The sequence below is a fragment of the Pseudomonas sp. PHC1 genome, from assembly GCF_046487845.1.
Taxonomy (GTDB): domain Bacteria; phylum Pseudomonadota; class Gammaproteobacteria; order Pseudomonadales; family Pseudomonadaceae; genus Aquipseudomonas; species Aquipseudomonas sputi.
Genome location: NZ_JBJXHJ010000007.1, coordinates 155,954 through 182,426, shown reverse-complemented (window position 1 = coordinate 182,426; position 26,473 = coordinate 155,954). Strand labels below are relative to the sequence as shown.

General features: G+C 59.8%; 32 protein-coding genes and 1 tRNA gene. 12 read left to right on the top strand and 21 right to left on the bottom strand.

The window, feature by feature from the left end:
- Positions 1-36: 36 nt before the first annotated feature.
- Positions 37-918, bottom strand: coding sequence for a dihydrodipicolinate synthase family protein (locus ACKJSM_RS12845; protein WP_236180971.1), 882 nt, complete (start codon positions 916-918; stop codon positions 37-39).
- A 26-nt stretch (positions 919-944) separates the two neighbouring features.
- Positions 945-1,727, bottom strand: a complete 783-nt coding sequence (locus tag ACKJSM_RS12840; protein WP_410237694.1) for an aldolase — start codon at positions 1,725-1,727, stop codon at positions 945-947.
- Between the two features lie 109 nt (positions 1,728-1,836).
- On the opposite strand from ACKJSM_RS12840, the gene ACKJSM_RS12835 reads away from it, so the two are divergent.
- Complete coding sequence (locus ACKJSM_RS12835; RefSeq protein ID WP_339485400.1) at positions 1,837-2,379, top strand: XRE family transcriptional regulator; 543 nt, start codon at positions 1,837-1,839, stop codon at positions 2,377-2,379.
- On the opposite strand, the gene ACKJSM_RS12830 is transcribed toward ACKJSM_RS12835, so the two are convergent.
- Positions 2,380-3,399: a DUF4917 family protein gene (locus ACKJSM_RS12830; protein ID WP_410237692.1), complete on the bottom strand. Its 1,020-nt coding sequence runs from the start codon at positions 3,397-3,399 to the stop codon at positions 2,380-2,382.
- A 156-nt stretch (positions 3,400-3,555) separates the two neighbouring features.
- Here ACKJSM_RS12830 and yiaY point away from each other — a divergent pair, with 156 nt between their 5' ends.
- Entirely contained in the window at positions 3,556-4,704 is a 1,149-nt protein-coding gene (gene yiaY, locus ACKJSM_RS12825) for an L-threonine dehydrogenase (RefSeq protein WP_236180962.1), read from the top strand.
- Here yiaY and ACKJSM_RS12820 read toward each other — a convergent pair.
- The 3 genes from ACKJSM_RS12820 to ACKJSM_RS12810 form a co-directional block, all read right to left on the bottom strand.
- Positions 4,701-5,867 carry an MFS transporter gene (locus ACKJSM_RS12820; RefSeq protein ID WP_410237691.1) on the bottom strand — a complete coding sequence of 389 codons (1,167 nt, stop codon included), beginning with the start codon at positions 5,865-5,867 and terminating at the stop codon, positions 4,701-4,703. The genes yiaY and ACKJSM_RS12820 overlap by 4 nt on opposite strands.
- A gap of 17 nt (positions 5,868-5,884) precedes the next feature.
- On the bottom strand, positions 5,885-7,120 hold the full coding sequence (locus tag ACKJSM_RS12815; RefSeq protein ID WP_410237690.1) for an aminotransferase class I/II-fold pyridoxal phosphate-dependent enzyme: 1,236 nt from the start codon (positions 7,118-7,120) through the stop codon (positions 5,885-5,887).
- 209 nt (positions 7,121-7,329) lie between these two features.
- Complete coding sequence (locus ACKJSM_RS12810) at positions 7,330-7,818, bottom strand: DMT family transporter (RefSeq protein WP_236180956.1); 489 nt, start codon at positions 7,816-7,818, stop codon at positions 7,330-7,332.
- 78 nt (positions 7,819-7,896) lie between these two features.
- Between ACKJSM_RS12810 and ACKJSM_RS12805 the strand changes: the two genes are divergently transcribed.
- The 8 genes from ACKJSM_RS12805 to ACKJSM_RS12770 all read left to right on the top strand — a co-directional run bounded on the left by ACKJSM_RS12805 (position 7,897) and on the right by ACKJSM_RS12770 (position 13,717).
- The gene (locus ACKJSM_RS12805) at positions 7,897-8,808 is read left to right on the top strand and encodes a LysR family transcriptional regulator (RefSeq protein WP_410237689.1); all 912 of its coding nucleotides are present in this window, start codon (positions 7,897-7,899) and stop codon (positions 8,806-8,808) included.
- A gap of 20 nt (positions 8,809-8,828) precedes the next feature.
- The gene (locus tag ACKJSM_RS12800; protein ID WP_410237688.1) at positions 8,829-9,566 is read left to right on the top strand and encodes a hypothetical protein; all 738 of its coding nucleotides are present in this window, start codon (positions 8,829-8,831) and stop codon (positions 9,564-9,566) included.
- Between the two features lie 35 nt (positions 9,567-9,601).
- Positions 9,602-10,318 (top strand): hypothetical protein, encoded by a 717-nt coding sequence (locus ACKJSM_RS12795; protein WP_410237687.1) that lies wholly within the window; start codon positions 9,602-9,604, stop codon positions 10,316-10,318.
- Positions 10,319-10,321: 3 nt separating this feature from the next.
- Positions 10,322-10,738 (top strand): fosfomycin resistance glutathione transferase, encoded by a 417-nt coding sequence (fos, locus tag ACKJSM_RS12790; RefSeq protein WP_410237685.1) that lies wholly within the window; start codon positions 10,322-10,324, stop codon positions 10,736-10,738.
- 60 nt (positions 10,739-10,798) lie between these two features.
- Positions 10,799-11,437: a LysE family translocator gene (locus tag ACKJSM_RS12785; RefSeq protein WP_236180946.1), complete on the top strand. Its 639-nt coding sequence runs from the start codon at positions 10,799-10,801 to the stop codon at positions 11,435-11,437.
- A 77-nt stretch (positions 11,438-11,514) separates the two neighbouring features.
- Positions 11,515-12,864 carry a diguanylate cyclase domain-containing protein gene (locus ACKJSM_RS12780; protein ID WP_410237683.1) on the top strand — a complete coding sequence of 450 codons (1,350 nt, stop codon included), beginning with the start codon at positions 11,515-11,517 and terminating at the stop codon, positions 12,862-12,864.
- A gap of 118 nt (positions 12,865-12,982) precedes the next feature.
- Entirely contained in the window at positions 12,983-13,138 is a 156-nt protein-coding gene (locus ACKJSM_RS12775) for a KGG domain-containing protein (protein ID WP_077045875.1), read from the top strand.
- A gap of 75 nt (positions 13,139-13,213) precedes the next feature.
- Positions 13,214-13,717 (top strand): DUF4142 domain-containing protein, encoded by a 504-nt coding sequence (locus tag ACKJSM_RS12770; RefSeq protein ID WP_064594055.1) that lies wholly within the window; start codon positions 13,214-13,216, stop codon positions 13,715-13,717.
- A 49-nt stretch (positions 13,718-13,766) separates the two neighbouring features.
- Here ACKJSM_RS12770 and ACKJSM_RS12765 read toward each other — a convergent pair whose 3' ends face one another.
- The gene (locus ACKJSM_RS12765; protein ID WP_410237681.1) at positions 13,767-14,177 is read right to left on the bottom strand and encodes a low affinity iron permease family protein; all 411 of its coding nucleotides are present in this window, start codon (positions 14,175-14,177) and stop codon (positions 13,767-13,769) included.
- Between the two features lie 212 nt (positions 14,178-14,389).
- Here ACKJSM_RS12765 and tam point away from each other — a divergent pair, with 212 nt between their 5' ends.
- A complete protein-coding gene (gene tam, locus ACKJSM_RS12760; RefSeq protein ID WP_410237679.1) occupies positions 14,390-15,160 on the top strand; it encodes a trans-aconitate 2-methyltransferase in 771 nt (256 codons plus the stop codon).
- Positions 15,161-15,200: 40 nt separating this feature from the next.
- Here tam and ACKJSM_RS12755 read toward each other — a convergent pair whose 3' ends face one another.
- Positions 15,201-15,929 carry a class I SAM-dependent methyltransferase gene (locus ACKJSM_RS12755; protein WP_339485380.1) on the bottom strand — a complete coding sequence of 243 codons (729 nt, stop codon included), beginning with the start codon at positions 15,927-15,929 and terminating at the stop codon, positions 15,201-15,203.
- 529 nt (positions 15,930-16,458) lie between these two features.
- On the opposite strand from ACKJSM_RS12755, the gene ACKJSM_RS12750 reads away from it, so the two are divergent.
- Entirely contained in the window at positions 16,459-16,827 is a 369-nt protein-coding gene (locus ACKJSM_RS12750) for a DUF6124 family protein (protein WP_410237677.1), read from the top strand.
- Positions 16,828-16,907: 80 nt separating this feature from the next.
- Here ACKJSM_RS12750 and ACKJSM_RS12745 read toward each other — a convergent pair whose 3' ends face one another.
- The 13 genes from ACKJSM_RS12745 to atzF all read right to left on the bottom strand — a co-directional run bounded on the left by ACKJSM_RS12745 (position 16,908) and on the right by atzF (position 26,454).
- Entirely contained in the window at positions 16,908-17,267 is a 360-nt protein-coding gene (locus ACKJSM_RS12745) for a type II toxin-antitoxin system HigA family antitoxin (RefSeq protein WP_085683210.1), read from the bottom strand.
- Complete coding sequence (locus tag ACKJSM_RS12740; protein WP_085683209.1) at positions 17,267-17,569, bottom strand: type II toxin-antitoxin system HigB family toxin; 303 nt, start codon at positions 17,567-17,569, stop codon at positions 17,267-17,269. Before ACKJSM_RS12740 ends, ACKJSM_RS12745 begins: the two co-directional genes overlap by 1 nt.
- Before the next feature lie 218 nt (positions 17,570-17,787).
- The gene (locus ACKJSM_RS12735; protein WP_007957951.1) at positions 17,788-18,195 is read right to left on the bottom strand and encodes a type II toxin-antitoxin system HicB family antitoxin; all 408 of its coding nucleotides are present in this window, start codon (positions 18,193-18,195) and stop codon (positions 17,788-17,790) included.
- 36 nt (positions 18,196-18,231) lie between these two features.
- Positions 18,232-18,411 carry a type II toxin-antitoxin system HicA family toxin gene (locus ACKJSM_RS12730; protein ID WP_007957952.1) on the bottom strand — a complete coding sequence of 60 codons (180 nt, stop codon included), beginning with the start codon at positions 18,409-18,411 and terminating at the stop codon, positions 18,232-18,234.
- A gap of 221 nt (positions 18,412-18,632) precedes the next feature.
- A complete protein-coding gene (locus ACKJSM_RS12725; protein WP_039772722.1) occupies positions 18,633-19,043 on the bottom strand; it encodes a PaaI family thioesterase in 411 nt (136 codons plus the stop codon).
- Positions 19,044-19,391: 348 nt separating this feature from the next.
- Entirely contained in the window at positions 19,392-19,559 is a 168-nt protein-coding gene (locus ACKJSM_RS12720) for a hypothetical protein (protein WP_236180920.1), read from the bottom strand.
- A complete protein-coding gene (locus ACKJSM_RS12715; RefSeq protein WP_236181087.1) occupies positions 19,547-20,281 on the bottom strand; it encodes a zeta toxin family protein in 735 nt (244 codons plus the stop codon). The genes ACKJSM_RS12720 and ACKJSM_RS12715 overlap by 13 nt, the downstream gene beginning before the upstream one ends.
- Before the next feature lie 350 nt (positions 20,282-20,631).
- A tRNA-Gly gene (locus ACKJSM_RS12710) sits at positions 20,632-20,705 on the bottom strand.
- Between the two features lie 170 nt (positions 20,706-20,875).
- On the bottom strand, positions 20,876-21,760 hold the full coding sequence (locus ACKJSM_RS12705) for an alpha/beta fold hydrolase (RefSeq protein ID WP_236180918.1): 885 nt from the start codon (positions 21,758-21,760) through the stop codon (positions 20,876-20,878).
- Between the two features lie 316 nt (positions 21,761-22,076).
- Positions 22,077-22,769, bottom strand: a complete 693-nt coding sequence (locus ACKJSM_RS12700) for a pseudouridine synthase (protein WP_410237674.1) — start codon at positions 22,767-22,769, stop codon at positions 22,077-22,079.
- 33 nt (positions 22,770-22,802) lie between these two features.
- Positions 22,803-23,033, bottom strand: coding sequence for a cysteine-rich CWC family protein (locus ACKJSM_RS12695; RefSeq protein ID WP_236180914.1), 231 nt, complete (start codon positions 23,031-23,033; stop codon positions 22,803-22,805).
- A complete protein-coding gene (locus tag ACKJSM_RS12690) occupies positions 23,026-24,513 on the bottom strand; it encodes a diguanylate cyclase domain-containing protein (protein WP_236180913.1) in 1,488 nt (495 codons plus the stop codon). Before ACKJSM_RS12690 ends, ACKJSM_RS12695 begins: the two co-directional genes overlap by 8 nt.
- Positions 24,514-24,681: 168 nt before the next feature.
- The gene (gene atzF / locus ACKJSM_RS12685; RefSeq protein ID WP_410237672.1) at positions 24,682-26,454 is read right to left on the bottom strand and encodes an allophanate hydrolase; all 1,773 of its coding nucleotides are present in this window, start codon (positions 26,452-26,454) and stop codon (positions 24,682-24,684) included.
- Between the last annotated feature and the right edge of the window lie 19 nt (positions 26,455-26,473).

Sequence of the window (26,473 nt, the reverse complement as noted above, 5' to 3'; positions counted from 1 at the left end):
TGCGTCGATCCCACAGGGTTTTTGCCGTGGCTGAAATCAGCTCAGTGTGTTGAGAATGGCCTGCAACTGGTTACGCCCGGCCTCGCTCAGCGGGGACACCGGCAAACGCGGATCGCCGACTTCCAGATCGGTCAGGCGCAGACCGGCCTTGATCGTCGCCGGCAAGCCGCCCTTGAGAATGAAGTCCAGCAGCGGCAACTGGCGATAGAACAGTGCTCGCGCCTTGTCGAGATCTCCGGCCAGCGTGGCTTCGTACAAATCCAGGTTGAGTTGCGGGATCAGGTTCGGCGCCGCCGTGCACCAGCCCTTGGCTCCGGCGGCGAACGCTTCGAGCGCCAGCGGATTGCAGCCGTTGTAGAACGGCACCCGGCCTTCGCCCAGCAGTTGCAGCTTGTGCATGCGTTGGATGTCGCCGGTGCTCTCCTTGACCATGGTCACGTTTTCCACGCCGTTGACGATGCGCAGGATCAGCTCCACCGACAGGTCGGTGCCGCTGGTGGCCGGGTTGTTGTAGAGCATGATCGGCACGCCGATGCTGTCGCCGATGGCGCGGTAATGGGCGAGGATTTCCGCCTCGGTGAGTTTCCAGTAGGAGGTCGGCAGCACCATCACCACGTCGGCGCCATGGGCTTCGGCAAAGCGTGCGCGGCGCACCGCTTTGGCGGTGGTCAGGTCGGACACGCTGACCACGGTCGGTACACGTTTGGCGACGTGCTTGATGCTGAACTCGGCGACCTGATCCCACTCCGCATCGCTCAGATAGGCGCCTTCGCCGGTGCTGCCCAGTGGCGCGATGGCGTGGACGCCGCCGGCGATCAGGCGGTCGATGGAGCGGCCGAGGGCCGGCAGGTCAACGCCTTCGCCGTTGGCGCCGAACGGGGTGATGGTGTAGCCGATGATGCCGTGAATATTGGACATGAGAGTGCTCCGCAGGGATGAGAGGTTCAGTTCAGGCAATCGGCATGCTGACGCAGGTTCTGCCGGGCGTAGTAGTTAAAGGCCGCGGCGTGGCGTTTGGGTTTCGTGACCCAGTCATGGGCCTCGCGGCCGAGTTCGGGGATGATCGGTTTGATCGTCCCGGCGGCCATTGCCAGCAGTTGCAGCTTGGCCGCGCGTTCGATCAGTTGCGCGATGACACAGGCTTCCTCGATGGTCGCCCCTGTGGACAGCTGTCCGTGGTGGGAAAGCAGGATCGCCCGTTTTTCGCCCAGCGCGCCGGCAATCAGTTCGCCTTCTTCGTTACCCACCGGCACACCCGGCCAGCCTTCAAGGAACGCGCAATCGTCGTACAGCGGGCACAGGTCCATGTGGGAAATCTGCAGCGGCACTTCCAGCATCGACAGCGCGGCAATGTGCGTCGGGTGGGTGTGGATGATGCAGTTCACGTCCGGCCGGGCGCGGTATACCCAACTGTGGAAACGGTTGGCCGGGTTGGCCATGCCGTGGCCTTCGAGCACTTCCAGGTCTTCGTTGACCAGCAGCAGATTGCTCGCGGTGATTTCATCGAAACCCAGGCCCAGTTGCTGAGTGTAGTAAGTGCCCGGCTGCGGGCCGCGGGCGGTGATCTGCCCGGCGAGGCCCGAATCGTGGCCGTTCTCGAACAGAATCCGGCAGGTCAGGGCCAGCTTTTGCCGGTCTGTCCACGTATTATCCGCCAGGGTTTTTTGCATCTGGGTCAGCGCTTGCCTGACCAGTTCGTCTTTGGGTAGTGCTAATGTCTTGGCCATATCCGTGTCCTGTGGTGGTTGCCCATGGATGACACTTTAGAGGCTATATGACACTTTGTGTCATTGGCAAGGACAACTCGTCTTTCCTTTGCTGGATTAATCGCTTCGCATGTCTATCCGTTTGAAATTATTGAGAAAAAAACTTGGCGTAACCCTTGAGGCGCTGGCCGAGAAATCCGGCATGACCAAGAGTTACCTGTCGAAGGTCGAGCGCGGGTTGAACACACCGTCGATTGCTGCCGCGCTGAAACTGGCCAAGGCGCTGAACGTGAAAGTCGAGGAGCTGTTCTCCGAAGACAACGTCAGCCTCGACAGCTACAGCCTGGTGCGCAGCCACGAGCGCCAGTCGCTGGCAGCCAACGATCACAGCCCCGGCTACGCGGTGCTGGCCCATCAGGTCAGCGAGCGCAGCCTGTTGCCGTTCATCATTTACCCGCCGAGCGAATTCACTGACAAGACTTTCAAGGAACACTTGGGCGAGGAGTTTTTGTTCGTCCACGAAGGCCGGGTCGAAGTGGACTTCGGGAACGAACGGGTGCTGCTGGAGCGGGGCGATGCGCTGCACTTCAATGCGCAGAAACCCCACCGCATCCGCTCGGTGGGCGAGGTGCAGGCGCAGTTGCTGGTGGTGGTGCACAGCGCCGAGGAGTGATCAGACCTCGACCGGCACCGACAACTTCGGATGGCCCAGCGCATGGCTCTTGGAATCAAAAAACCGCAACTCGACGCCCGTGCCCTCGAACACCTTGGCGTAGTGGCGCTTCTGGTGCTGGATGAACGCCGCGCTGCGCGGGTAGATCGAGATCGCCACGGTCTTCGGTTTCGCCAGGCGCAGGGCACGCACGAGGTGGCTGTCCTGCTCGCCGAGGGCGTGGCCGAAGATGCACAGGTTGTCGCCGTGACCGAGTAACTGGTCGTAGCAGAACGACAGATAATCCGAACTGCGGATGGTCTTGAGTTTGTCGGCGCTCGGCCCTTCGTTGACGAACAGCGGCACGTCGTCGAGCGTCTTGATCGTGTTGTTGATCGCGAAACTGCCGAGCAGGGTACCCTCGGTGGCGGTCAGTTTGCGCGCGGTGCCGTCCTGGTTGCGCACCAGATGCAGGCCGCCGTGCAGGTACAGCAGACGCGGTTTTTCAGTGTGGCTTTCGCACAGATCGAAACTGGCGTCGGGGCCGTTGAACAGGTCGTCGATGACCTCGCCCTGATGTTGCAGCGCCCAGTAATTGAGCAAATCGTAATTGGTGGTGAACACCGTGCGATAACTTGCCAGTTCGCTGTTCAGGGTCGCCAGGGTCGAGGCTTCGATCAGCCGCCACGGGATGTGCACCGCGTGCACGGTGTTGATCAGCGCTTCCTTGATCGCGTAGTAGCGGTTGCGCGGCGCGGCCGAGCTGACGGCCAGCGCCTTGTTGACCCGACTGGTGGTTTTCAGCGCGCCGAGCACCTGCTCGAAACTGCGCGTGTGCAGGGCGTCGAACACGCTCAGCTCCGACGGGCTCAACGGTTTTTCTTCCACCGTGCGGGCGTTTTCGAACAGCGAGTCGTAGCCGAAATCGTCCCACACCGCACGACTGGCGCCGTTGCCCAGCAGCAGGCCGCTGAAGTCGGTGGTGGCGCGCAACGCGTTCCAGTCTTCGAGGGTGGCGTCGACATCCAGAAAATCGGTCATTGCAGGGCACGTCTCAAAACTAAGGGGCAGATGGACGGCGACTTTATCACGAGCGGGCATTGAGCCAGATCAACATCCGCGGTGACCGATCGGTCGATCCTGTGTGCACCCCGCCGAATCGCAGAACTCGACTCGGTCCCTGTCAGGAGATGCGCCATGAGCAGCACCTTTTTCATTCCAGCAGTCAACATCATGGGCAGCGGCTGCCTGGACGACGCCATGAATGCAATTCGCAACTACGGTTTTCGCAAGGCGTTGATCGTCACCGATGCCGGGCTGGCGAAGGCCGGTGTGGCGACGATGATTGCCGAGAAACTGGCGATGCAGGACATTGATTCGGTGATCTTCGATGGCGCCAGGCCCAACCCGAGCATTGCCAACGTCGAGTCAGGCCTGGCGCTGCTCAAGGAGAGTCGCTGCGACTTCGTCGTGTCCCTCGGCGGCGGCTCGCCCCACGACTGCGCCAAGGGCATCGCGTTGTGCGCCACCAACGGCGGGCAGATCCGCGATTACGAAGGCGTCGATCAATCGACCAAACCCCAATTGCCGCTGATCGCCATCAACACCACCGCCGGCACCGCCAGCGAGATGACCCGGTTCTGCATCATCACCGACGAAACCCGTCATGTGAAAATGGCCATCGTCGATCGCAACGTCACGCCGCTGCTGTCGGTCAACGACCCGGCGCTGATGGTCGCCATGCCGAAAGGCCTGACCGCCGCCACTGGCATGGACGCGCTGACCCACGCCATCGAAGCCTACGTTTCCACAGCCGCCAACCCGATCACCGATGCCTGTGCGCTGAAGGCGATGACCCTGATCAGCAACAACCTGCGCCTGGCCGTGCGCGACGGCAGCGACCTGGCCGCACGGGAAAACATGGCGTATGCGCAGTTCCTCGCCGGCATGGCGTTCAACAATGCCTCCCTTGGGTATGTGCATGCGATGGCGCACCAGTTGGGCGGTTTCTATGATCTGCCTCACGGGGTGTGCAACGCAGTGCTGCTGCCCCATGTGCAGACGTTCAACGCGCAGGTCTGCGCCGATCGTCTGACCGACGTGGCCCATGCCATGGGCGCCGACGTTCGTGGCTTCAGTCCGGAGGAGGGCGCAAAAGCCGCGATTGATGCGATTCGCTGCCTGGCCAGGGACGTCGAGATTCCCGGTGGGCTGCGTGATCTGGGCGCCAAGTGCACCGATATCCCGGTGCTCGCCGCCAACGCCCTGAAAGACGCCTGCGGCTTCACCAATCCGCGCGCAGCGGATCAGCGGCAGATCGAGGAGATTTTCCGCAGCGCGTTTTAAGCGGACAGGCGAGCGGGCGTGTATCTCGTACAGAGCAGCGCGCCCAACGCCAGAACGCAGCACAGCGACGACAGTGGCCACGCTTGCGGGCTGGCGAGCAGGCTGGCCACGGCGCCGATCAGCGCCGCCATCAACTGGTGGATGAACCCGCTCAGGGCCATCGCGTAGGCGCCGGCAATCGGCGCGCCATCGTTGGCCCGTGACAGGCTGATCGGATAGTTCAGCGACTGGCCGAACACGGCAACGCAATAAGGCAGCCAAAGCAGCCAGGCAACCGAGCTGGCCAACAGGCTGCCCGCCAGCATCAGCCCACTGCCGGCCATCACCAACCCAACCCCCATTGCCATCAACCGCTGTTGACCGGTGCGCAGGACAAAGCGATTGACCGCCAGCGCCCCCAGAAAATACGCCGCACTGATCGGCCAGCCCAGCAGCCCGTAGTCGGTCGTCGACCAATTGAACGGGCCTTGCAGAATCAACGGTGCGGCGCTGTTGAACGCGATGATCACGCCATACCCCAGACCACCCGCGAGCGCCGGCAGAAGAAACGCCCGATGGAGCAGAATCGTTCGGTAGACCGCCCAGGGCGAAGCGGTTGCGGGCGCTTCGACGAGCTGCGGAAAATTCAGGCGCGAGACCATCGCGGCCATCGACAGGCTGACCGCACCCAGCAGATAAAAGATCGCCTGCCAGCCCAGCGTCACCTGAATGAGTGAGCCGGCGTATTGCCCGATCCCGAGCGCGACAACGAACGAAATCGAAATCCACGACAGCGCCTTCGCCAGCAGATCGCCCCGGAAGCTGTCACGGATCAACACCCGCGCCATCACCGAAATGCCGCTGGCGCCGATCCCCTGAACCAGTCGCAGCAGCAGGAACGACTCCAGCGTCGAGCCCAGCGGCAGTGCCATATTCGCCAGGCCATAAATCCCCAGCGCCGCCAGCAGCACCGGTTTGCGGCCGATGCGCTGGGCCAGACTGCCCCACAGCAGCATCGGCAGCGCCATGCCGACCAGGTACAGCGACAAGCCCCAGGCCACCTGCGGTGCATCGACCTGCAAATGCCCGGCGATCTGTGGCAGCGCCGGCAAGTAAATGCTCATGCCCAGTTGGGCGAGGAACACGGTGGAGCAGGTGATGAGCAGGATGAGGCTGGGGTTCATGAGGCGTCCGTGAAGGTTCAGCGGTCGCGATGGCCGCTGTGAGTCAGTAACAATCCGGTGATCAAATCACAGAAGTGGTGGATCAGGGTCGATTCCATGTCGGCGCGCAGGGTAACGCGGATCGCGGCTTTGCCTTGGGCGACCACCGGGAAAAACACCGCGCTGGTGAAAAAACCGTGCTCGGCCAGTTCAATCGCGATTCGGGTGGCCAGAGTGGCCTCGCCGCAGTGGATCAAGCGGATGGCCATGGGGCTGCTGTGCTGTTCGGTGCTCAACAGGCTGTCGAACAGGCGAATATTGGCCTGGAGCCGAACCTGCAAGGCCTTCAGTTCTGCACTGCGATGCAGCTGGATCGACGCGAGGCCGGCACCAATGGCCGCGCAATTGAGGCTTTGCGACCAGTTGCTCGGCCCGCCGTAACGCTGGATCAACTTCCTCTGCCGCTCATTCCCGAGCATCACCAGCCCGCCGCTGGCCCCGAACGATTTGGCCAGTGAGGCGACGATCAGGCAGTCCTCTTCCAGCGCCGGCATTCTTGGCCGTACCAGACCGGCGCCGTTGCTGCCGACCGCCGACAACGCATGGGAGTCATCGAGATAAAGAAACAGGCCGTAACGCTCCTTCAGATACAGAAGACCGTCCAGATTGGCCACGCCACCCATGCTGTAGGCACCGTCGGCGACATAGGCGACGGTGGAGTGACGCTGGCACACCGATTCGAGAAAATCCATGTCGTTGTGAGGGCAGGTCAGTACCTGGGTTTCGTCGGCGCAACTGGCTTTCAGGTGATGCATCGAATAGTGGGCCAGGCGATCGAACACCATCACTGGGGGACGGTTGTGTGTAAACACGCCACTGGCCAGCAACGGCAGGATGCCAGCGCTCGCGGCGCTGCAGGACAGACTGCTCAGGCACACCGCGCCAAACAATTGCGACAGCTCGTTTTCGTATTGAGCGAGCAGCGCCAGCTTGCAGCGGTTTTTCGAGTTGGCAACGCGCAGTGTCCCGGTTTCACGCAGCGCCGCGATGGCGCCTTCCAGCAGGGCAGGGTGGTGGTCGAGGCCCAGATAGGACGTGGTGCAAAAATGATGGAGCTGGCGCCCGTGCTGATCGAGCAAGCGATTGCAGCCTTTGACCTCGACGTTGAGGGCGGCAATTTTTCCAGCTTCGGCGGCTTCCCAATCGTGGTCCGCCAGTGCGATGACTTTGCGGTAATTGGAGAAGAAGTGGGCGGATTCCGGCAGATGATTCAAAGGCAGCTCTCCTTGAGCGTGGCAATCCATGGGGTGTTTCAATTTGTGTGTGTTGCCAGACTTTACAGAGAGCTACACAGGCTCAGAATCGGCTGTGTCCGATAGCATTGAGGGCTGTTGGAGATTTGCTTGTAGGGCGAAACCCTGCCGGGCTGTGAGGCGATGAAAAAACCGACAAACCCGGCGCTGGAGTGCCTACGCTTGAACCCTTATCCGACGGCTCTGGCGCTCTTCTCCAGCGCCGGGGAGAACTGGATCAGCACCACCCCCGCCATCAATAGCACCGCGCCGAATACGCGCGGCAATGTCAGATGCTTCTCCACCAGCCCGAACAGGCCGAAGTGATCCAGCACGATTGACGTGAACATTTGCCCGGCCAGGGCCAGCGCCAGAAATCCCGAAGCCCCCAGTTTCGGCAGCAACACCACCGCCAAGGCCACGAAGCACACCCCGAACGCGCCGCCGGTCCACATCCACAGCGGCAATTTGCCGAGAAGGGACGGCGACGGCAGTGGCAAGCGCAAGACGACAATCACCGGCAACAACACCAGCACGCTCACCACCAGCGAGGTGAACGTCGCCCACAGCGGATGCCCCAACCCCCGCGCCAGATTGATATTGATCGCACTCTGAAACGGCACCACCGCCCCGGCAAATACCGCCAACAGCAGCAAACCGACCCACTGCATCGTTCCCATGATCGTTCTCCGGCAAGGTTTTGCTGGACTCTAGGGTATTCGTCGCGCAGATTTAAATTCTGTTTTGGTATTCGGAACATGCATCGAATGAATGATCTGCGCCGCATCGACCTCAACCTGCTGGTGATCCTCGACGCCTTGCTCGGCGAACAACACGTGACCCGCGCCGCTGAGCGCCTGCACCTGAGTCAACCGGCGGTCAGCCACGCGTTGGCGCGACTGCGTGACTTGCTCGGCGATCCGCTGCTGGTGCGGGCCGGTTCGGGATTGGTCCCCACCGCGCGGGCGTTGGAGCTGGCGGCGCCGCTGGCTGAAACCCTGGCTCAGGTGCAATCGCTGCTGGCGCCGAATACCTTCGACCCGTCCAGTGCCCGTCGGGCCTTTCGGCTCGCGATGTCGGATTACGGCGCGGCGATCATTCTGCCTGGCCTGATTCGCACGCTGCGCAAGGAAGCGCCGGGCATCGATCTGCAAATCAGCCACGCCAGCCGCGAAGGCATGGTCGAAGGTTTGCTCAACGGCGACATCGACCTCGCCGCCGGCGTACTCCCGGAATTGCCCGGCGAATTGCGCAGCTCGCCGCTGTTCGAGGAGCGCTACGTCTGCCTCCTGGATCGCCAGAGCCTGCCGGAAGACGGCCAGCTCGACCTGCCCACCTACCTGTCACGCCCGCACGTTCTGCTGGAAATGCGCGGCAGCGGCACCCCGGAAATCGAACGCACCCTGACCGCCCTGCGCGAACGCCGCCGCGTCGCGGTCAGCCTGCCGCACTGGAGCGTCGCGCCACGCTTGATCAGCGGCACGGACCTGATCCTGACCGTTGCTTCGCGGGCGTTGAATGAAGTGGATGACCCATCGCTGATCGTCCTGCCGCCGCCGTTTGAAATTGCGCCGTTCACGTTTGTGTCGGCATGGCACAAGCGGCGGGGCGGGGATCAGGCGTTGAACTGGTTGAATCGGCGGATTGAGCAGGGGATAGTGCGCGGCTGAAAAACATCCAGGAGCGGGGCGTGACATTGAAGTCTGGGGTCGTTGGTTGGGTGGCGCTGTGTGGGGCGATGATGGCGGGGCAGGTGTTGGCTGATTGTGTGCCTGCGCCGGTGACGGGAGAGCTGGACTATTCCGTATGCAAGGAATGGCCGGCGTATCCGGGGTTGACTATTGGCGCCAAGGCTCTGTTCAAGCGTAAACCTACGCCGGGTGATGTCGACTCGAACGGCATCTATGACTTCGACTTGTCAGTTTTTCAGGACGGCAAAACAGATCCACTTGCTACCTATCACCAAGCCGCTGCGTTTGAGCAAAATGGTGTGGCGGTGTATGAGCTGACTCTTGATACTGCCCGTTACAAGCTCACTTCTGACCTTCGAGCGTTTGGTGTCCGAGTGCGGCTTTCAAACGGATCTCGTCTTACTCCGGTGGATGAAACTCAACTCTCGCTCTACGTGAGAGAGGGCGAAAAGTTACGCCCGGTCCTGCGTCAGTTGGTTGTTTATGAGTATGGCGGCGAATGGGATGGCAATTGCGATAGCCAGCGTTTCGAGATTTCGAGGACAGTCGAAATCGCTAAAACCAGCTCTCACGGCTATGCGGATCTGATTGTCAAAACCCAGCAAACAGATACGACTAGTGTGGGAGAGGGGGATGCCTGCGAAGATAAAACCAGTGTCGGCAGCCCGGTGTTGACGACCCTTCGCTACGACGGAAAATCCTACGTCTTGCCTAAAGGTTTCCAGGCGGTCGAGTGATACAGAACCAACGCGACTTTTATCAAGGAAGAACAATGCTCACCCCAACCCGACTTTTCATCGCCCTCAGCTTTTTCGCGATCACCGCCCAGGCGCAACCGGCCTGCGTAACAAAGAAGCATGACGACCAATCGCTCTCGCGCTGCAAACCATGGCCGGCGTTCAAGGAGCAGGTGATTGCCCTCAAGTCCACTTATGTACCGGATGCCGGTAATGACGATGCGGGCGTGTTTGATCTGGATCTGGCGGTGCTGAACAGCACCAACGCCAAACCGATTGCCACTTACTCCAAACCCGGGGCCTACAACTCTGATGCCATCCGGTTCGACGATCTGGTGATCGACACTGCCCGCTACAGGCTGGCTCCGGATGTCCGTGCCTTTGGTTTGCGTTCGAAGTTCGAGCACAGCTCCCGCGCCAATCCATACGAAAAAACCGATCTGGCGCTGTATGTGCGTGAAGGTGGCAAACTGCGCCCGGTACTGGAAGGTCTGGTGGTCTACAAGAACCATGTTGAGTGGATGGATGAATGCGAAGGTGAAGGTCAGCAAATTCGCCGAACCGTGGAAATCGGCCCGACCAGCCACAATGGCTTGGCCGACCTGATCATCACCTCAAGCGGCACGGCGATGAAAACCGTCAAGGCCGGTAAGGAATGCGTTTCCCAGGATTCCCCACTGAAGAAAACCCAAATCACCCTGACCTACGACGGCAAGCAATACACCGTCCCCGAAGACCTCAGAGGTTACTGACCGATGCTCACCGGCCTCAACCACCTGACCCTCGCCGTCACCGACCTGGACCGCAGCCTCGCGTTCTACCGCGACATCCTGAAGCTGCGAGTCGAGGCCACCTGGGACGCCGGTGCCTACCTGTCGCTTTCGGGCCTGTGGTTGTGCCTGTCCCTTGATCCGAAGCGCCATCCCGAACCCGCCGCCGACTACACCCACTACGCCTTCAGCATTGGCGCGGCGGATTTCCCGCTGTTTGTGCAACAGCTTCGCGCCGCCAACGTGCAGGAATGGCGCGACAACCGCAGCGAAGGTGCGTCGTTCTACTTCCTCGACCCGGACGGTCACAAACTCGAGGCCCATGTCGGCGATCTGGCCTCGCGATTGGCCGCGTGTCGGCAAAAACCCTACGCGGGCATGGGTTTTTTCAACGAGCCGTGAACATTCGCCGGACGCTGGGATAGACTGGCGGCCACGTTTTCCGGGACTTGCAGGTTTTCCATGACTCCATCGTTGCTAATGGCCGTGCTGGCTTCGGGGTTCATCTACGGCATCACGCCGGGGCCGGGCGTGCTGGCGGTGTTCGGCATCGGCGCCGCGCGAGGGCGGCGGGCCGGGGCGGGGTTTCTGTGCGGGCACCTGCTGGGGGATGTGATCTGGTGCAGCACCGCGCTGATCGCGATTGTCGGCGCCCGGGAAATCGGCAGCACCGCATTCGATGTGCTCGGCGTACTCAGCGGCCTGTACCTGTTCTGGCTCGGCTGGCGCGCGGTGCGGGCCAAACGCAGCAACGGCGAGCAGCCGCAGGGCGCGGCGCGTCAGCCGTTCTGGCACGGCATTCTGTTCGGCCTGACCAACCCCAAGGCCTACCCGGTGGCGGTGGCCACATTCACCGCATTGCTGTCGAGCCGCGCCGAACTGCTCAACTGGTCGATGCTGCCGATGCTGATCGCCTTGAGTTTCCTCGGCGGATTGCTCGCCTACGCTATCCTCATTGGCATCGTCGGGGCGCGGCAGGTGCGTACGCTGTACCAGCGCCATGAACTGGCGATCACCCGGTTGTGCGGGATCATGTTCATCGGTTTCGCCATCAACGCGCTGGCGCATGCGCTGCCGGGGTTGATGCCGAACAAGGCTTGAAAACATTCGCTGGGATGCGAGTTCGAGGTCACGGATGGTTGAACAGTGCTGCATTGTCCGGACACCTTTTCTGAACCATGGAAAGCCGAAATTCCACGCCATTGGCGAGTTACATCGATCTGTTGCTGGACGCCGTCTGTGCCGTGGACAAGCAGGGCCGTTTCGTTTTTGTCAGCGCGGCCTGCGAGCGGATTCTCGGCTACACGCCTGACGAACTGATCGGCCAGTCGATGATCGACTACGTCTACCCGGCCGACCGGGAGCGCACCCTGGCCGCCGCCAGCGACATCATGGGCGGCGAGCCCAAGCACAATTTCGAAAACCGCTACGTGCGCAAGGATGGCAGCGTCGTGCATATCCTGTGGTCGGCGCGCTGGTCGGAAGTCGACCAACTGCGCATCGCCGTCGCCCGGGACATCACCGAGCGCAAATTGGCCGAGTCGCGTCAGGCGGCGCTGTACGCCATCTCCGAAGCGGCGCACGCGGCGGAGGATCTGCTGGCGCTGTTCAAGCGCATTCACCTGATCATCGGCGAGTGGCTGCCGGCGCTGAATTTCTCCGTGGCGCTGTACGACGAGCATTGCGCGCAGCTGAATTTCCCCTATCACGTCGACGATGACGAGTTGCAACCAGAGCAACCCGGCACTGTCACCGGACGCCTGTGCGCGCAAGTGATTCGCAGCGGCCAGCCAATCCTCCTGACCCCGGATTGCCCCCACGCACCGCCGGAGTTCGCTGCGCTGGTGGCGGGGCAACAATCGCCGTGCTGGCTCGGCGTACCGCTGAGCTCGAAAGACCGCACCATTGGCGCGCTGATCGTCAAAAGCCTGCCCGGCGGCGAGCGCTACACCGAACGCGACAAGGAACTGCTGCAATACGTCTGCGCCCAGGTCGCCACCGCCATCGAGCGCCAACAACTGCACGCCCGCCTGCGACGCATGGCGCAATACGATCAACTGACCCAGTTGCCCAACCGCGAATTGCTGCGTGAACGCCTCAAGGCTGCGCTGACCTGCGCCCGGGAGCGGTCCGGGCACATGGCGCTGCTTTACGTCGATCTGGACCGTTTCAAGCAGGTCAACGACACCTTCGGACACACGGTCGGCGACATGCTGTTGCAGGCGGTGGCCAACCGGCTCAAGGGCTGCGTGCGCGAGACCGACACCGTGGCGCGGATCGGCGGCGACGAGTTCGTGGTGCTGTTGCACAGCGTCCATGCCGCCGAAGATGCCGACAGCGTGGCGGAAAAAATCCGACAGGTACTGGTGCAACCCCTGCGCCTGGACGGGCACAACCTGCACATCGAACCGAGCATCGGCGTGGCCCGCTATCCCGAGCATGGCGATGAGGAACAGCAACTGTTTCGTCACGCCGACCAGGTGATGTACGCCGCCAAACGGCAGAATCATCAGAGGCTGGACCGCTGATCGGCGGGTCACCGTTCGTCGCGGCGACGGCAACTTTTCTAAACCTTTGGCAGTCAGGAAATTCTCAATCTAGGCGGGCACCTGCTCGCTTACGGTCAATGCCAAGAGGTAGAGAATCATGCCTAACTCAAGAAACTCGAACTCGGGAAACTTCGCCAACGATCGAACCAAGGCGTCTGAAGCCGGTCGCAAAGGTGGGAAAACCACCACCACGACGGTCGATAAAGAGCCTAAAACCGACATGGGCCGCAAGCCTGCTCAAAAGTCGAAGTAGTCGGTGAAGGTTGTTTTGATTGAGAGGCGGGGGCGCAAGCTCCCGCTTGAATTTTGAGAGAAGGAGGGCGCGATCATGAGCCGCATGGCCACCCGAGTACGCCACATCAGTTTTGTCAGCCTGCTGGGGTTGTTCGCCAGCAGCGCGTTTGCCCAGTCGCCCGCCGATTTCATCAATGAGGCCTCGGCCAAAGGCATGGCCGACATCGAAGCCAGTCGTCTGGCGCACAGCAAGGCCGAGTCCAAAGAGGTCAAGGACTACACCATCGTCGTCATCAACGACCGCACCACCGCCAACCAGCATCTGGCGAAAATTGCCAAGAAACTGGACCTGCCGGTGGCGCCCCGCGAAGAAGTCGCCGACAAGGCCAAAGCGCTGATGCCCGAAGTCAAAGAGGGCGCCAGCTTCGATCAGGCCTACGCCGCCAGCCAGGTCAAAGCCACGGAAGAGGCCATTCAGCAGATCCAGCAGGAGGCCCAGACCACTGACGTGCCCGAGATCAAGGCGTTTGCCGACGAGACCCTGCCGAAATTGCAGAGTCATCTGGAAATGGCCCGGGCCCTTCAGGCCAGTCGCTGAATCCGCAGCAATGAAAACGGCGCTTTTTTAGCGCCGTTTTTTTTGCCTGTCAGCATTCATTCAGATCCTGCTTCGGCTTGCTCTTGTCCCCCAGACCTTGCAGGTCAAACACCTTATTCTCACCCATCGCCCGGTAATGCCGACGCAACGCTTCCAGCTGCTTGAGCTCCAGCGACTCCAGCCCGAGCATCGCGTTCTGCGCGTCCTTGTTCACCCGCAGCAGTTCATCGAGTTTCAAATGCAGGATGTCGGTGTCGCGGTTCTGGGTGTTCTGGATCAGGAACACCATCAGGAAGGTGATGATCGTGGTCGAGGTGTTGATGATCAGTTGCCAGGTATCGTTGTAATCGAAAATCGGCCCGCTCAACCCCCAGAGCCCGATCAGAATCAGCGCCCCCATGAACGTCTTGGGGCTGCCGGCCCAGAGGGCGAGCGTCTGGGAGATCTTTGCGAATTTCATGGCTGTGTTCCTTGTGGGGGCGCTTGAAATTCAGACATCGGGGGTGGTGTGAAAATTCTACTTACAATTTTCTGTTCCGGTGGGCACGGACGACGCCTGTAATCCTGGCGATATCGGACGTACGTAGGGGAAGGCAGGTCAACATGATCGCTGTATCGTGATGGCAGCCGCTTTTCCCCGCTTCGCCAATACGTCCAAGACAGGAGAACGCAATGACCTGGTCCGCCAAGCAATACGTCACTTTCGAAGATGAACGCACCCGTCCGGCCCGCGACCTGCTGGCGGCGATCCCTACGGCCGAGGCGCGTTCCGTGGTGGATCTCGGGTGTGGTCCGGGCAACTCCACCGAGTTGTTGGTGGAGCGTTTTCCGGGGGCGAAAGTGCAGGGCCTCGACAGTTCGCCGGACATGATCGACGCCGCGCGCAAGCGTCTGCCGCAGTTGCAGTTCGAGGTGGCGGACATTGATAAATGGGCGGATGCGGGGCCGTTCGATGTGATCTTCGCCAACGCCGTTTTGCAGTGGGTGCCGGATCACGCGACGTTGCTGCCGGCGCTGGCGGGCAAGTTGGCGCAGGGCGGCAGTCTGGCGATTCAGATGCCGGACAACCTCAACGAGCCGTCCCATCGGTTGATGCGTGAAGTGGCTGCCAGCGGGCCGTGGGCCAGCAAACTGGCGGGCGCGGCGGGGCAGCGGACCGAGATGGCGGATGCCAGTGCCTATTTCTCGATGTTGCGGCCGCATTGCGCACGGGTCGATGTGTGGCGCACCACGTATCACCATCAGTTGGCAGGCGGGGCTTCAGGCGTTGTCGAGTGGTTCAAGGGCAGCGGTTTGATTCCGTTCCTCAGTCCGTTGACGGAAGCCGAGCGGGCGGACTATCTGGCGCAGTATCTGGCGGAGGTCGCGAAGGCTTATCCGGCGCTGGCGGATGGTTCGGTGTTGTTGCCGTTTCCGCGGTTGTTCATTGTCGCCACACGTTGAAATGAAAAAGGGCCGATTTGATCGGCCCTTTCTTTTGCGGTCAGCGCTGTACGGCGACCAGCATCATCATCGGGCGCTCACGCTCTTCAGCGAGGGCCGGTTGCGCGGCCACTTCCGCGTCACTCGGGCCCCATTCATTGACGTGTTGAATCGTGAACCCGGCGTCGATCAATGCATTAAGCAGCGTCCCGACCGTGCGGTGCTGCTTGATCACACCATCGGCGAGCCAGTTGGTCACCCGTTCGCCTTCCCTCTGATAACTGTCCAGCGGCCAGCGCTTGTTGCCCTCGCTGTCGATCAGCCAGCCCGGATTGCGCGGCGCCATGAAGATCGGGTGCTCGATGGAAAACACAAAGTGCGCGCCGGGTTTAAGCGCCGCATGCAGCTTGTTAAACAGCCCCGAAAGATCCTTGATGTAGTGCAGGGCCAGTGAGCTGTAGGCCAGATCGTAAGTGCACGCAGGCAAGTCGAGGTGTTCCAGGTCGGCGCGTTCGTAGCGGATGTTTGCAGCTGAGGTGGTTTCCTTTGCCCTTTCGAGCATCTTTTCCGAGACATCCAGCCCCAGCACCTCGGCAGCGCCGTGTTCGCTGGCCCAGCGGCAAAACCAGCCATAGCCGCAGCCCAGATCCACCACCTGCAAACCGTGCAGGGAGGGCAACAAGGCTTTCAGCGCAGGCCATTCCGGCGCGGCATCGAGGCCACCGATAGAGCGGTTCATCTGGCTGTAGCCGTGGAAAAATTCGGGGTCGTCGTAGATGTTCTGGGTCATGGGTTTGCTGCTCTTTTGAATTGGATGTGGGTGGCTCGCAGGCCACGGTTTTGAATCCCTCGAAACGTGATGGCGCGTATTCGTCGATGGCCGCGCAGGGGGAGGGTGGTGGGCGATGGGGAAATGCTAGCGGGTCGTGGCGAATGTGAGAACTGGCGGAGTGTTGGGGATCTGTAAACGTGGTTTTTCGCTACGGGATGTTTAAAGCGTTGGCTCTGTTTACTGAACCTTCCCACACGGTTTTCAGGTTGTCCGTCGGAAGTGCGGGCTCTAGCCTGTGAGGGTCGCTGATGAATCGGCGATCGGGATTGGAACCCCGGCGACTTCCCAAAAAAGCAAAAGCAGCTTTCATGACGTATGCTTGCCCGCCTTCATGGTGTGCACTCTGTTATGGCGGCTGTGCGCGAGAGACTTCGAGTCTGTCGGGCTTTTGGCTTTTTTCGCCCGGGTTCCAACTCGTGTACAGCTGCCACCTCTTCGATTGGAACCGAGTAGGTCAGCTCCACCTATCGACTAGAAAGAAGCCATTATGAAGAAGCCAACCCCGAATCCCCCCGAAGTCGAAACCGACCCAACGTCCCCGTACGTCTCGATCGACTGCAGAAAACTCAACGACGCCGCCAACCGCGCCCTCGATCATTACCTCCGCCCCGGCGCCCATGTCATGGGCACGAACAACCAGCCCGACCCGATGTACTTCGCCAACCCGGCCTACGACACCGAATCCCTGCTGGCCAACGCCAGCGAATCACTGGGCTCGGCCTCCGAGATGCTCAACAATTTCGCCGCCACCCTAGACCCCGCCCACCGCAGAACCGCGATAGGCATTGCGCAGTTGGTGATGCTGGGGGAATTGGCGGTGAATCAGGCGCTGGATCATGTTGAGGTGAAGGACTGAATTGCAGCTGCTCTGGCAGACATAAAAAAACCGGTCATCGCGACCGGTTTTTTCATTCCCGTATCCCTGGATGTTTTCTGTCAAGAAACGCCCGAAAGCAAACTTTCATAAGGAATTCGCAATCCATCGTGCAGACGTTTAATCATCGACAGGCTTAATTTTCGTTTGCGGTTTAGTACTTCTGACACGCGTCCGCTGGTGCCAATGAAAGGCTCCAGGTCACGAGGAGTCAGGCCTTGCTGTTCCATGCGAAATTTAATCGCCTCAATCGGATCAGACGGCGGTATTGGGTAATGTTCTTCTTCGTACTTCTCGATGAGTAGCACGAGGATTTCCAGTTCATCACCTTCAGTCGAGCCGACTTCGGCTCCCCAGAGCTGTTCCACTCGTGTCAACGCCGCAGTCAGGTCTTCCGGGCTGCGAATTGGCTTGATGTTCATTACACGGTCTCCGCGTTGATCTGGTCATATTGGGCATGGGTGCCGACGAACCGGATGAAGCCAAGCTGCCGCTGGTAATCAATTGCCAGAATCACTCGATATTTGTTGCCACCGATATTGAAGACAACCCTTGCACCCTTGAGGATGCTGGCTGTTCTGAGCTCGGCCTTGATCTCTTGTGGCGTGCGGTAGAGTGCCTTTTCCATATGGCGATACCATTCAACCAGCGGGGTCTGGGAATCAAGATGAGCCGGGTTGCTCTCCCAAAATTCCCGTAAGGTTGCTCTTGCAATTATCCGCATCCATGCCTCCTCCCGTTTTGGGAGATATTAGTCTTCGCCTAACAGAGATGCAATCTCTGATATCCATTGAGCAAAGCGGGTGAGTCGCTTTGTCGTAAGCGTAGGGGCACACGTTGAAGCATGTGATCTGAATTATTTATCAAGGAGTGACGGCCTGAGGTTCCATCAAAGACAGACATTAAAAAACCGGTCATCAGGACCGGTTTCTCAATTCACTTTCAACGTTGCTGCAACACCTTGAGCGCCGCCGAGGCCAGAAATCCGGAGCGGCTTTTCTCTTCCGGATGGTGCAATACGTATTCATCAATGCGGTTGAGCAAATAGCCGGGCAATGTGATGTTGAGTTTTTGAGCTTTGCCCAGGTATTTGGTCACATCGATGTCCACCACCGCCCACGTGCAGCCAGCGTATTTTGGATTGGCGGCATGCAGCGTGACCTTGTTGGCTGGCGGGATGGGCGAGCCGTCTTCGGCCAGAATCTCGAAATGGCCTTCAATGGCTTCGCGGGCCATCGCCATCGCGTCGTCCAGATCATCTCCAGCGGAGAAGCAGCCCGGAATATCCGGCACCTCCACTCCCCAGGCATGTCCTTCATCACCCACTGAAATCGCGATCGGGTAAAGCATGTGTGTCGTCCTCCACGGCGCAATTGACCTGATAAGTCAAAGCAGCGCCTGCTGCAAAATACTGATGGCCGTTTTCTTGAGCAGATCCTTCTTCGGGTGAGGCACTGTGACCAGACCAGGTTTGGTCGGATGCTTGAAGTGATGATGACTGCCCCTGACCCGCACCAGATACCAACCGTCTGCGACGAGCTGGCCAATTAGAAAACGGCTATTCACAACACCTCCCTGTGGTGTGCTTGGTGGGTACTATACCCACGATTATTTATCGATCAACACTATAACCACCGAGCGGTCATCGTCCTTTGATGGGGCGGCGGTCACGAAGAAGTCTAGGCGGGGATACTTCAGCGGGATGGGGAGTGTATTGCGGGCCGTTGCTGCGAAATGAAACGGGCACAAAAAACCGGTCATCAAGACCGGTTGGGTTCGGGTGGGTACTACTGCGGCACAGCGAACACCGCGCTGGCACGGGCAACCATTCGATCACCGACATGCAACCCGACGGTGGCAAACGCCAGCTGCCGTCCTTTTTTGGAGTGCTCAACGCGTACCTCAAGCCACTCATTGATCTGCACCGCGCTGAGATAGTCCAGGGTCATACTCGCCGTGATCAATGGCAGGGGAGGGTCGCTGGAGAATGCCATGGCGTACCCCATGCCGACATCCGCCAACGTCGCCAATACACCGCCATGCAACGTGCCCCGTCCATTGGCATGTCGTGAGTCTGTCCGCAGACCGATTTCAAGTTGCAAGCCACTGCCTCTGGTATAGATCGGGCCAAGCAAGTCGAGCAGCGGACTGCTGCGGGTCAGCGGAGTGAAGCCCTCGGGAATAGCTGTGTCGTTCATGGTCGATCCCTGTGCCGGTTGGTTATCAGGTTCTTTGGCCTGAATACGGAGCGTTGCTTATGAGGGTTTAATCCTGATTTCGCCGTCGGAGAAGGATCATACGTATGGGGAATTTGCAGCGATAAGCTGATCACGAATGAGCAGTAGGGGCAGCAGCCCCCATGGTTCGTGCTGAACCACAAAGCCTCACTGCAAGATTGCCTTTGGCACCACCTTTGACATGAGGCGTAATCGCTCGAAGGCCGGTTGGAACAGTGTCAGATGTACACCAGAGCACGTAAAGAACATCAACGGCAGAATGAAAAAGCCCGGCACTTGGCCGGGCAATTTTGGAATCCACTAACGTAATCAGGCTTGCTTTTCACGTACAGCCAGCATCACTTCATTCTGTTTTTTGGTGGCTTCGGTCAGCACTTCACTGTAAACGCGCTTTTTTTCTTCCGATTTCGCATTACGAATGAAGTCTGCGAATGGACTCGTGGACTCCTTTGTGGATCCGAGTTTCATGGAAAACATGGGGTTGCTCCGTCATTTATCCCAAGCATGGCCATCAGGTCGTGTCTCGTATGCTTCTCTGGGATATGGTAGTCGATCTTGTCAACGCCAGCCTTGTAGAGACGGCCAGAATTATCAATGTGCTTCACAAGCAGATCGACATGAAGATCCTTGCCAAACTCTAGCTTAAGCGTATTTACCACGTCACGTGCTGCAAAATATTGGTCGACGAAATGCTCCGGTCGAATCCTACGTCCTTCGGCTTCCTCACGAGCCTTGACAAAGGACCAGGCAAGCCTGGGGTCTTGATAGACATAGAGAATTTGTACAAATCTTCCCTTGTCCAGGCAACGCCGCACATTGTTCCTTGCGATTTCTATATTCGAAAGCGTCCCGTCGAGCAGGAAAGATTGTTTTCGATCCAGGGCAAGATCAATCAGCTTCCCTACCAGAATTGAAACGGCGCCTTGGAAAAGCCAGGCATTGCCACCTTGATAGGCTTCAAATTCGTTTCTGAGGTCGTCTGGATCGATTCGCAGGATCGGCGTATCAGAGAAAAGGTTCAGCAGGGCTAATGATGCCTCTGTCTTGCCAGCGCCCGGCGATCCAGCCATGAAAACTGAAACAGGCTCTTTTTCGGGCGGATACCGGGTCTGATCCGTGAGTCGCTTGCCAATAGCCTTCTTGTTTGATCGTGCGAACCTGATCGCATCGTCCCAGATGGCCTGTTCTTCATCCGTCATTCCAAGCCTTTTGTCTTCCTGCACTGGATGTGAACCCTCTTCGATTGAAAGGCCATTTATGGTTTGCGCTCTGGATTTACCGCAGTGTAGTGGTTTCCAATCGGTCAAAATCTTGATGGGAAATCGTACTTATGGACCATTCCTTTGAGCAAACTGTGTTTCTTGTTGCTGGAGAGAATGAAGAGTAGAGAGGGATACCGTATCTGCAATCAACGGTGTGTTTCTGAATTGTTCTTTGCCGAACAAGCAGTTGACCTCAAAACGCAGACACAAAAAAAACCGGCCATCAAGGCCGGTTTTTTCTGTTTCCGCATCCCCCGTCAAACCACGACGCAGGACATAAATTCGATTGGAGCGGGTGAAGGGAATCGAACCCTCGTTATCAGCTTGGGAAGCTGGAGTAATGCCATTATACGACACCCGCTCAGAGCGGCTGACTTTGTACCAGACTCGGCCACGGATTTGAAGTTTTCTTTGCACGCGAACTACGCAAAGTCCTGAAACAGAGCCGAAATCGATCAATCGCGGGCAAGCGCTGCGGGCTGGAGGACGGCTTAATCTCAGCCTCGCAGGCTTGCTCGCGACGACACTGTTTCAAATGGCCAATGCATGGTGATCCTGGACAAACTGGTAACGCGTTCGGCTGGCCTGTTGCGCAGGTTTCAGGAAACCGAGCAGGGCGTTCTGGCTGTCACGGCAGGCGGATTTGTGTTCCATGTCGAGGAAGTGCCCGGTGGCCTGCAGGGTGGTGAAGGTGCTCTGCGCGACATGGTTGCCGAACAGTCGGGCGTCTTCGGCGGCGGTGTATTCGTCCCATTCGCCGTTCAGGAACAGCACCGGTACGTTGATTTTCTTCGCCGCGTTCAGATAGCACTGGCGGTCGCTGTGCAGCACGTCGTTGATGTGAAAATGCATCTGCCCGTATTCGTGCTCGGCCAGGCTGCTGACGTGGCGATAGTTGAAGCGCTTGAACAGCGACGGCAAGTGTTTGCCGATGGTGTCGTTGACGAGGTGCCCGACCCGATCGCCGTCGCGTTTGCCGAGGCATTCGACGCCGCGTTCGAGGTAATCAAGCATGTGCGCGTTGATTACTGGCGAGAACGAGCTGATCACGGCTTTTTCGATCCGCCGAGGCTGACGGGCGAGGGCAACCAGGGTCGCGGCGCCACCCCAGGAGAACGACAGAACGTGCTCGGCGGCGAAGTGGTCGATCAGCTCCAGCAGGATCAGACCTTCAACTTCTTTCGTCAGATGTTTCTCGTGGCGGTTGTGGACTTTCGACTTGCCCGCGTAGGGCTGGTCGTAGCAGACCACGTTGAATTGCGGGTGCAGATTTTTCACGGTTTGTGCAAACGACGCAGTCGTGGCCATCGAGCCGTTGACCAGGATGATGGTCTTTTCTGCGGCGTCTGCGCGATAGAACTCCGTGTAAACCCGATACTGACCCTGTATATCCAGCACAGCGATTTCTGGCCTCATGTCATAAGACTCCTGGCAAGCAAGCGGGTATGCGCGCAAATGAGATTGCACGAGCTTTGTGACAGGTAGGCATATGCCTGGAATTTTGTGGCCCATGTCGATCCGGTACGGCAGGTCGACGGGTATTGTTATTGGCGGGCAGTCTGTCGGCTGAGGCGCAGCCCTGATGGGCTGTCTACCGACAAAAAGTTTCTTGGATGTTATGTGTGACTCATCGGTCACAATTTGGCCGACGACCTGATTCAAGCAGGGGGATCCGGATCGCGCAAGTGCCGTTGGTAAATTGTTCGACAACTTCTGCTGAGCGGTCGGCTGCTCAGAACAAATGAATCTCTTCGGTGCGCAAAGCACGGTACTCGCCCGGTTTTAGGGCGTGATCCAGCGGCAGTGGGCCCATGGATTCGCGGTGCAGGCGCAGTACTTTGTTGTTGAAGTGGCCGAACATGCGCTTCACCTGATGGTAACGACCTTCGACGATGCTCAGCCGCGCGATTCGCGGGCCAAGCACTTGCAGTTGCGCCGGTTGGGTGGTCAGGTCTTCGAAGGCGAAGTAGATCCCTTCAGCGAACTTGACCGCATATTCCGGGCCGATGTCCTGTTCGGTCTCGACGTAATAGACCTTCGGCAGTTTGGTCTGCGGCTGGGTCAGGCGCCGCGACCAGCTGCCGTCGTTGGTGATCAGCATCAGCCCGGTGGTGTTGAAATCCAGACGCCCGGCGATGTGCAGGTCATCCTTGTCCGGCTCATGGATCAGGTCGAGCACGGTCGAGTGCTCGGGATCGTGGGTGGCGCTGACGCAGCCCTGCGGTTTGTACAGCATGAAGTAGCGCGCCTCTTTGCCGGGTTGCAGCACTTCGTCGTCAACTTCGACGCGGCTGAATGCCAGGACGTCGCTGTGGGGGTCGCTGACGACTTTTCCGTCAATGCGCACGCGCTTTTCCACCAGCAGCAGGCGAACCTGCTTGCGGTTGTAGCGGGGCAGGTTACTGAGGAAACGGTCGACGCGCATGATCAGGAATCGGCAGGAAGCGGGGCGCGCATCTTACGGGATCGACGGCCTGGCCGCTTGCAGTTGCGCTTCGACCTGGGCGCAGCGCGGGCACAGGCAGGACTTGTCGCGCAGTTCCGTCGGCAGGGCTTCGAGCACTGCGGGGTCAATCGATACGCCGTAGCACCAGCAGGCGCGGTCGGCGGTGCGCGGGTCGGCCAGGGTGCAGTCGTTGCGGGCGCCGCAGGCCGGGCAGAGGTCAGGTGTGTTCTTGGCGTCAGGCATAGGTCGAGTGAGGCATTTCCATGCAGGTGCGGTTACGGCCGGTCTGTTTGGCCCGGTACATCGCATGATCGGCCCGGGACAGCAGACTGTGCAAGGTGTCATCCGGTTGCAGGGTGGTGGCGCCGATGCTGACGGTCAGATTCAAGGTGTGACCGTTGTAGGCATATTCATGCTGTTCGACGTGCTGGCGGATCTTCTCGGCAATCTTCTGACCGGTCTCGCCGTCGGTGTCCTTCAGCAGCACGATAAATTCCTCACCGCCCCAACGGCAGACGATGTCGGAATGCCGCAGGCAACTCTGCAGGTCCCGGGCGAAACCGATCAGCACTTGATCGCCGGCCATGTGCCCGTACGTGTCGTTCAAGGCCTTGAAGTGGTCCAGATCCAGCAACAGCGCCGTCAGCGGTTTCGGCTCGCGATGGGCCTCAGTTAAAGCTTGCGCGGCCAGCAGGTCGAAGCCACGGCGGTTGGGCAGTTCGGTGAGGCTGTCGAGGGTGGCCTGGGCGTGGATCTTTTCCTGATAGCGGCGGATCAAGCGGTTGACCAGCGCCAGCACGATCAGCGTCACCAGCAGACAGATGAACAGGTTGAGGTACAGCGACTGGCGGATTTCACTCAGCGCGCCGTCTTCGCGTTTGTCGACGAACAGGTACCAGTTCAATTCCGGAATAAACCGCACGTTGAGGAAATGTCCCTGGCCGTGGGTGGAATATTCGTAGCTGCCGCTATGGGGTTTGGGCAATTGGCTGACCAGGCTTTTCATGCTGTCGAGGTCGTTCAGGCTTTTCCCGACCTGGGCACCTTCCGGTCCACCCTCGGCGCCGGTCAGTACCAGTCGGCCGAAGGTGTCGACGAAGTACACACTGCGTTGATAGCGCTGTTGATACTTGTCGATCAGCTTGATCACCGCGTCTACCGTGAGCCCCACGCCAGCGGCGCCGATGAAGCGATTGTCGTAGTCGTAGACCTTGTAGTTGATGAAGAAGGTCATGTTGTCTTTGTTGGCCAGGTCCGGGTCGACGTTGATTTCGTACGGATCCTTCATGTCGCGCACGCGGAAGTACCAGGCGTCGCGCGGTTCGTCGATTTTCACCTGCTTGAGCACGCCCTTGGCGTGGTAATAGGTGTGGGTGCTGTTGGAGACGAAAAACGCGGTGTAGGCGCCGTAGTGGGTCATGACCTCGTCGAGGTAGCGGGTCATCTGGTCGCTGTCTTTTTCGCCGTTCACCACCCAGTCGCGCATGAAGGTATCGCGCGACATCATCGAGGAAATCAGGATCGGTCTGACCAGGTCTTTCTGGATTTCCGAGTACACCGTGTCGGAGGTCAGCGGCAGTTCGGTGTTGACGATGTTGTCGCGGATCGACGCCCGCGAGGCGTAGTAGCTGAGCAGCGAGGTGGCGAGAAAACCTGCGCCGAGCAGGGCGACCAGGGTCAGGACCAGCGAACGTTGGGAGTGAAACGCAGATCTGAGCGGCATTGGCAATTCCGTTGACAGTGACCCGATGGGCAGCATTCTAGTGGCACGGCGGGGAAAAGACTGCGGGATTTGTGCCTGAAATGCGGGGGGATCAGCCGGGCAGGGGTGTCTGGAGAATGGCTTGCTCATCCAGCCCCCTCCCGGAAGGAGAGGGGGCCGGTGTTTGGATCAGCCTCTGGTTTGCAGATACGCTCGCCACCCACCCAAATGGCTGATATCGATTGCACCTTCCAGGCCGTAAGGTTCGCAGATGAATCCGCTTTCCCATCGGCCATCCGCCAACTGCACCTTGCCCAGGCCCAGCGGCGCCGGGATGCCGGTCAGGAACGAGCCCAGTTCGCTGCTCGGCAACTCCCAGACTTCCACCGCAATCGCCACGCCACCCTCCGCCACGCGCAGCATCCCCGGGCGCAACGGCGGGCCGCCGGCCAGCGCATAGAGTTTGTAGTCCTTCGAGCTGTGGGTGGCTTCGATCAGGCGTGCGCCGCGCTGGCGCAGTTGCCAGTTCAGTGCCAGACCGTCCAGGTGCGCACCGCAGACCACCAGCCGTGCACGGTCATGGCGCGCCGGGTTGTCCGGCGTCGGCAGCGCGGGATCCTGCTGGCGCTGCAAGGCATCGGCTACACCCAGCAAGTACTGGTCGGTGAACGCCCGACCGAACAGCGTCACACCCCACGGCAGCCCGTTGGCCATGAAGCCGGCGGGCACGGCGACGGCGGCGTAATCGAGCAGGTTCATGAAGTTGGTGTAGTAGCCCAGTTCGGAATTGCGCAGCACCGGTTCCGCGTCGAGTTCCGCCAGCGTCACCGGACGACCGATGGTGGGTGTGAGCACGCAGTCGAGTCCTTCCAGTGCTTTATCGCAAACGGCTTTCAGCGCTTGCAGGCGATATTGCGCGCGGAACGTCTGCACGCCGCTGACGGCCGGTGCTTTGGCCAGCACCGCGCGGATCACCGGCAGCACCGCTGCGGGATTTTTTTCCATCAACTCGCCGGCCACGCTGTAGCGCTCGGCCACCCACGGCCCTTCATAGAGCAGCCGCGCCGCTTCGAGGAACGGCGACAGGTCCAGTTCGACCGCTTCACCGCCCAGAGCTTTCAGACGGTCGATGGCATCGCCGAACAGCCGCGGGCCTTCCTCACAGCCGAAAAACGCCAGGTCTTGCGCACGCGGTACACCGAAGCGGAACGGCCGTGGCACGCCGAACGCGGAACCGTCATTCCAAGACGGATTGCAGCGGCTGTACTCGTCCCGTGGATCGAGACGTGCGGTCAGTGCCAGCAGTTGGCTGGCTTCCCGGGCCGTTGCGGTGAACGTGGTGACGCAGTCCAGCGTGCGACAGGCCGGCAGCACGCCGGCGGTGGAAATCAGGCCTTTGCTGGCCTTCAGTCCCACCAGATTGTTCAACGCCGCCGGCACCCGGCCGGAGCCGGCGGTGTCGGTGCCCAACGCGAAACTGGCGACACCGAGCGCCACGGCCAGCGACGAACCGGCACTCGAACCGCCCGATGGATATTCCGGCAATACGCTGTTCGGGCAGGCGCCGTAAGGCGAACGACTGCCGTTGAGGCCGGTGGCGAACTGGTCGAGGTTGGTCTTGCCCAGTGGAACCGCCCCCAGCGCCAGCAGTTGCTCGACGATGGTCGCCGAACGCTCAGGCACATAGGCGAACGCCGGGCACGCGGCGGTGGTGGGAATGCCGGCGAGGTCAATGTTGTCCTTGATCGCGAATGGCACGCCATACAACGGCAGGCTGTCGAGATCGCGACCGTCGAGGGCGGCCAGATACGGTTCCAGTTCTTCGACGCTGAGCAGGTGAATGAACAGGTGATAGTCCGGGTTCAGCGCCGCCGCTTTGTCCCGTAGCGCCAGCAGCAGTTGCCGGGGTGTAGTGTCACCATTGCGGTAGGCCTGGCGCAGGGCATCGAGTTGCAGATTCATGGGTTGATCCTTTGGCAAA

What these genes read in the sequence shown, in the direction of transcription:
- ACKJSM_RS12845 (WP_236180971.1), bottom strand. Translation starts at nt 918, where the DNA reads ATGTCCAATATTCACGGCATCATCGGCTACACCATCACCCCGTTCGGC.
- ACKJSM_RS12840 (WP_410237694.1), bottom strand. Translation starts at nt 1,727, where the DNA reads ATGGCCAAGACATTAGCACTACCCAAAGACGAACTGGTCAGGCAAGCG.
- ACKJSM_RS12835 (WP_339485400.1), top strand. Translation starts at nt 1,837, where the DNA reads ATGTCTATCCGTTTGAAATTATTGAGAAAAAAACTTGGCGTAACCCTT.
- ACKJSM_RS12830 (WP_410237692.1), bottom strand. Translation starts at nt 3,399, where the DNA reads ATGACCGATTTTCTGGATGTCGACGCCACCCTCGAAGACTGGAACGCG.
- yiaY (WP_236180962.1), top strand. Translation starts at nt 3,556, where the DNA reads ATGAGCAGCACCTTTTTCATTCCAGCAGTCAACATCATGGGCAGCGGC.
- ACKJSM_RS12820 (WP_410237691.1), bottom strand. Translation starts at nt 5,867, where the DNA reads ATGAACCCCAGCCTCATCCTGCTCATCACCTGCTCCACCGTGTTCCTC.
- ACKJSM_RS12810 (WP_236180956.1), bottom strand. Translation starts at nt 7,818, where the DNA reads ATGGGAACGATGCAGTGGGTCGGTTTGCTGCTGTTGGCGGTATTTGCC.
- ACKJSM_RS12805 (WP_410237689.1), top strand. Translation starts at nt 7,897, where the DNA reads ATGCATCGAATGAATGATCTGCGCCGCATCGACCTCAACCTGCTGGTG.
- ACKJSM_RS12795 (WP_410237687.1), top strand. Translation starts at nt 9,602, where the DNA reads ATGCTCACCCCAACCCGACTTTTCATCGCCCTCAGCTTTTTCGCGATC.
- fos (WP_410237685.1), top strand. Translation starts at nt 10,322, where the DNA reads ATGCTCACCGGCCTCAACCACCTGACCCTCGCCGTCACCGACCTGGAC.
- ACKJSM_RS12785 (WP_236180946.1), top strand. Translation starts at nt 10,799, where the DNA reads ATGACTCCATCGTTGCTAATGGCCGTGCTGGCTTCGGGGTTCATCTAC.
- ACKJSM_RS12780 (WP_410237683.1), top strand. Translation starts at nt 11,515, where the DNA reads ATGGAAAGCCGAAATTCCACGCCATTGGCGAGTTACATCGATCTGTTG.
- ACKJSM_RS12775 (WP_077045875.1), top strand. Translation starts at nt 12,983, where the DNA reads ATGCCTAACTCAAGAAACTCGAACTCGGGAAACTTCGCCAACGATCGA.
- ACKJSM_RS12770 (WP_064594055.1), top strand. Translation starts at nt 13,214, where the DNA reads ATGAGCCGCATGGCCACCCGAGTACGCCACATCAGTTTTGTCAGCCTG.
- ACKJSM_RS12765 (WP_410237681.1), bottom strand. Translation starts at nt 14,177, where the DNA reads ATGAAATTCGCAAAGATCTCCCAGACGCTCGCCCTCTGGGCCGGCAGC.
- tam (WP_410237679.1), top strand. Translation starts at nt 14,390, where the DNA reads ATGACCTGGTCCGCCAAGCAATACGTCACTTTCGAAGATGAACGCACC.
- ACKJSM_RS12755 (WP_339485380.1), bottom strand. Translation starts at nt 15,929, where the DNA reads ATGACCCAGAACATCTACGACGACCCCGAATTTTTCCACGGCTACAGC.
- ACKJSM_RS12750 (WP_410237677.1), top strand. Translation starts at nt 16,459, where the DNA reads ATGAAGAAGCCAACCCCGAATCCCCCCGAAGTCGAAACCGACCCAACG.
- ACKJSM_RS12745 (WP_085683210.1), bottom strand. Translation starts at nt 17,267, where the DNA reads ATGAACATCAAGCCAATTCGCAGCCCGGAAGACCTGACTGCGGCGTTG.
- ACKJSM_RS12740 (WP_085683209.1), bottom strand. Translation starts at nt 17,569, where the DNA reads ATGCGGATAATTGCAAGAGCAACCTTACGGGAATTTTGGGAGAGCAAC.
- ACKJSM_RS12735 (WP_007957951.1), bottom strand. Translation starts at nt 18,195, where the DNA reads ATGCTTTACCCGATCGCGATTTCAGTGGGTGATGAAGGACATGCCTGG.
- ACKJSM_RS12725 (WP_039772722.1), bottom strand. Translation starts at nt 19,043, where the DNA reads ATGAACGACACAGCTATTCCCGAGGGCTTCACTCCGCTGACCCGCAGC.
- ACKJSM_RS12720 (WP_236180920.1), bottom strand. Translation starts at nt 19,559, where the DNA reads ATGTTTTCCATGAAACTCGGATCCACAAAGGAGTCCACGAGTCCATTC.
- ACKJSM_RS12715 (WP_236181087.1), bottom strand. Translation starts at nt 20,281, where the DNA reads ATGACGGATGAAGAACAGGCCATCTGGGACGATGCGATCAGGTTCGCA.
- ACKJSM_RS12705 (WP_236180918.1), bottom strand. Translation starts at nt 21,760, where the DNA reads ATGAGGCCAGAAATCGCTGTGCTGGATATACAGGGTCAGTATCGGGTT.
- ACKJSM_RS12700 (WP_410237674.1), bottom strand. Translation starts at nt 22,769, where the DNA reads ATGCGCGTCGACCGTTTCCTCAGTAACCTGCCCCGCTACAACCGCAAG.
- ACKJSM_RS12695 (WP_236180914.1), bottom strand. Translation starts at nt 23,033, where the DNA reads ATGCCTGACGCCAAGAACACACCTGACCTCTGCCCGGCCTGCGGCGCC.
- ACKJSM_RS12690 (WP_236180913.1), bottom strand. Translation starts at nt 24,513, where the DNA reads ATGCCGCTCAGATCTGCGTTTCACTCCCAACGTTCGCTGGTCCTGACC.
- atzF (WP_410237672.1), bottom strand. Translation starts at nt 26,454, where the DNA reads ATGAATCTGCAACTCGATGCCCTGCGCCAGGCCTACCGCAATGGTGAC.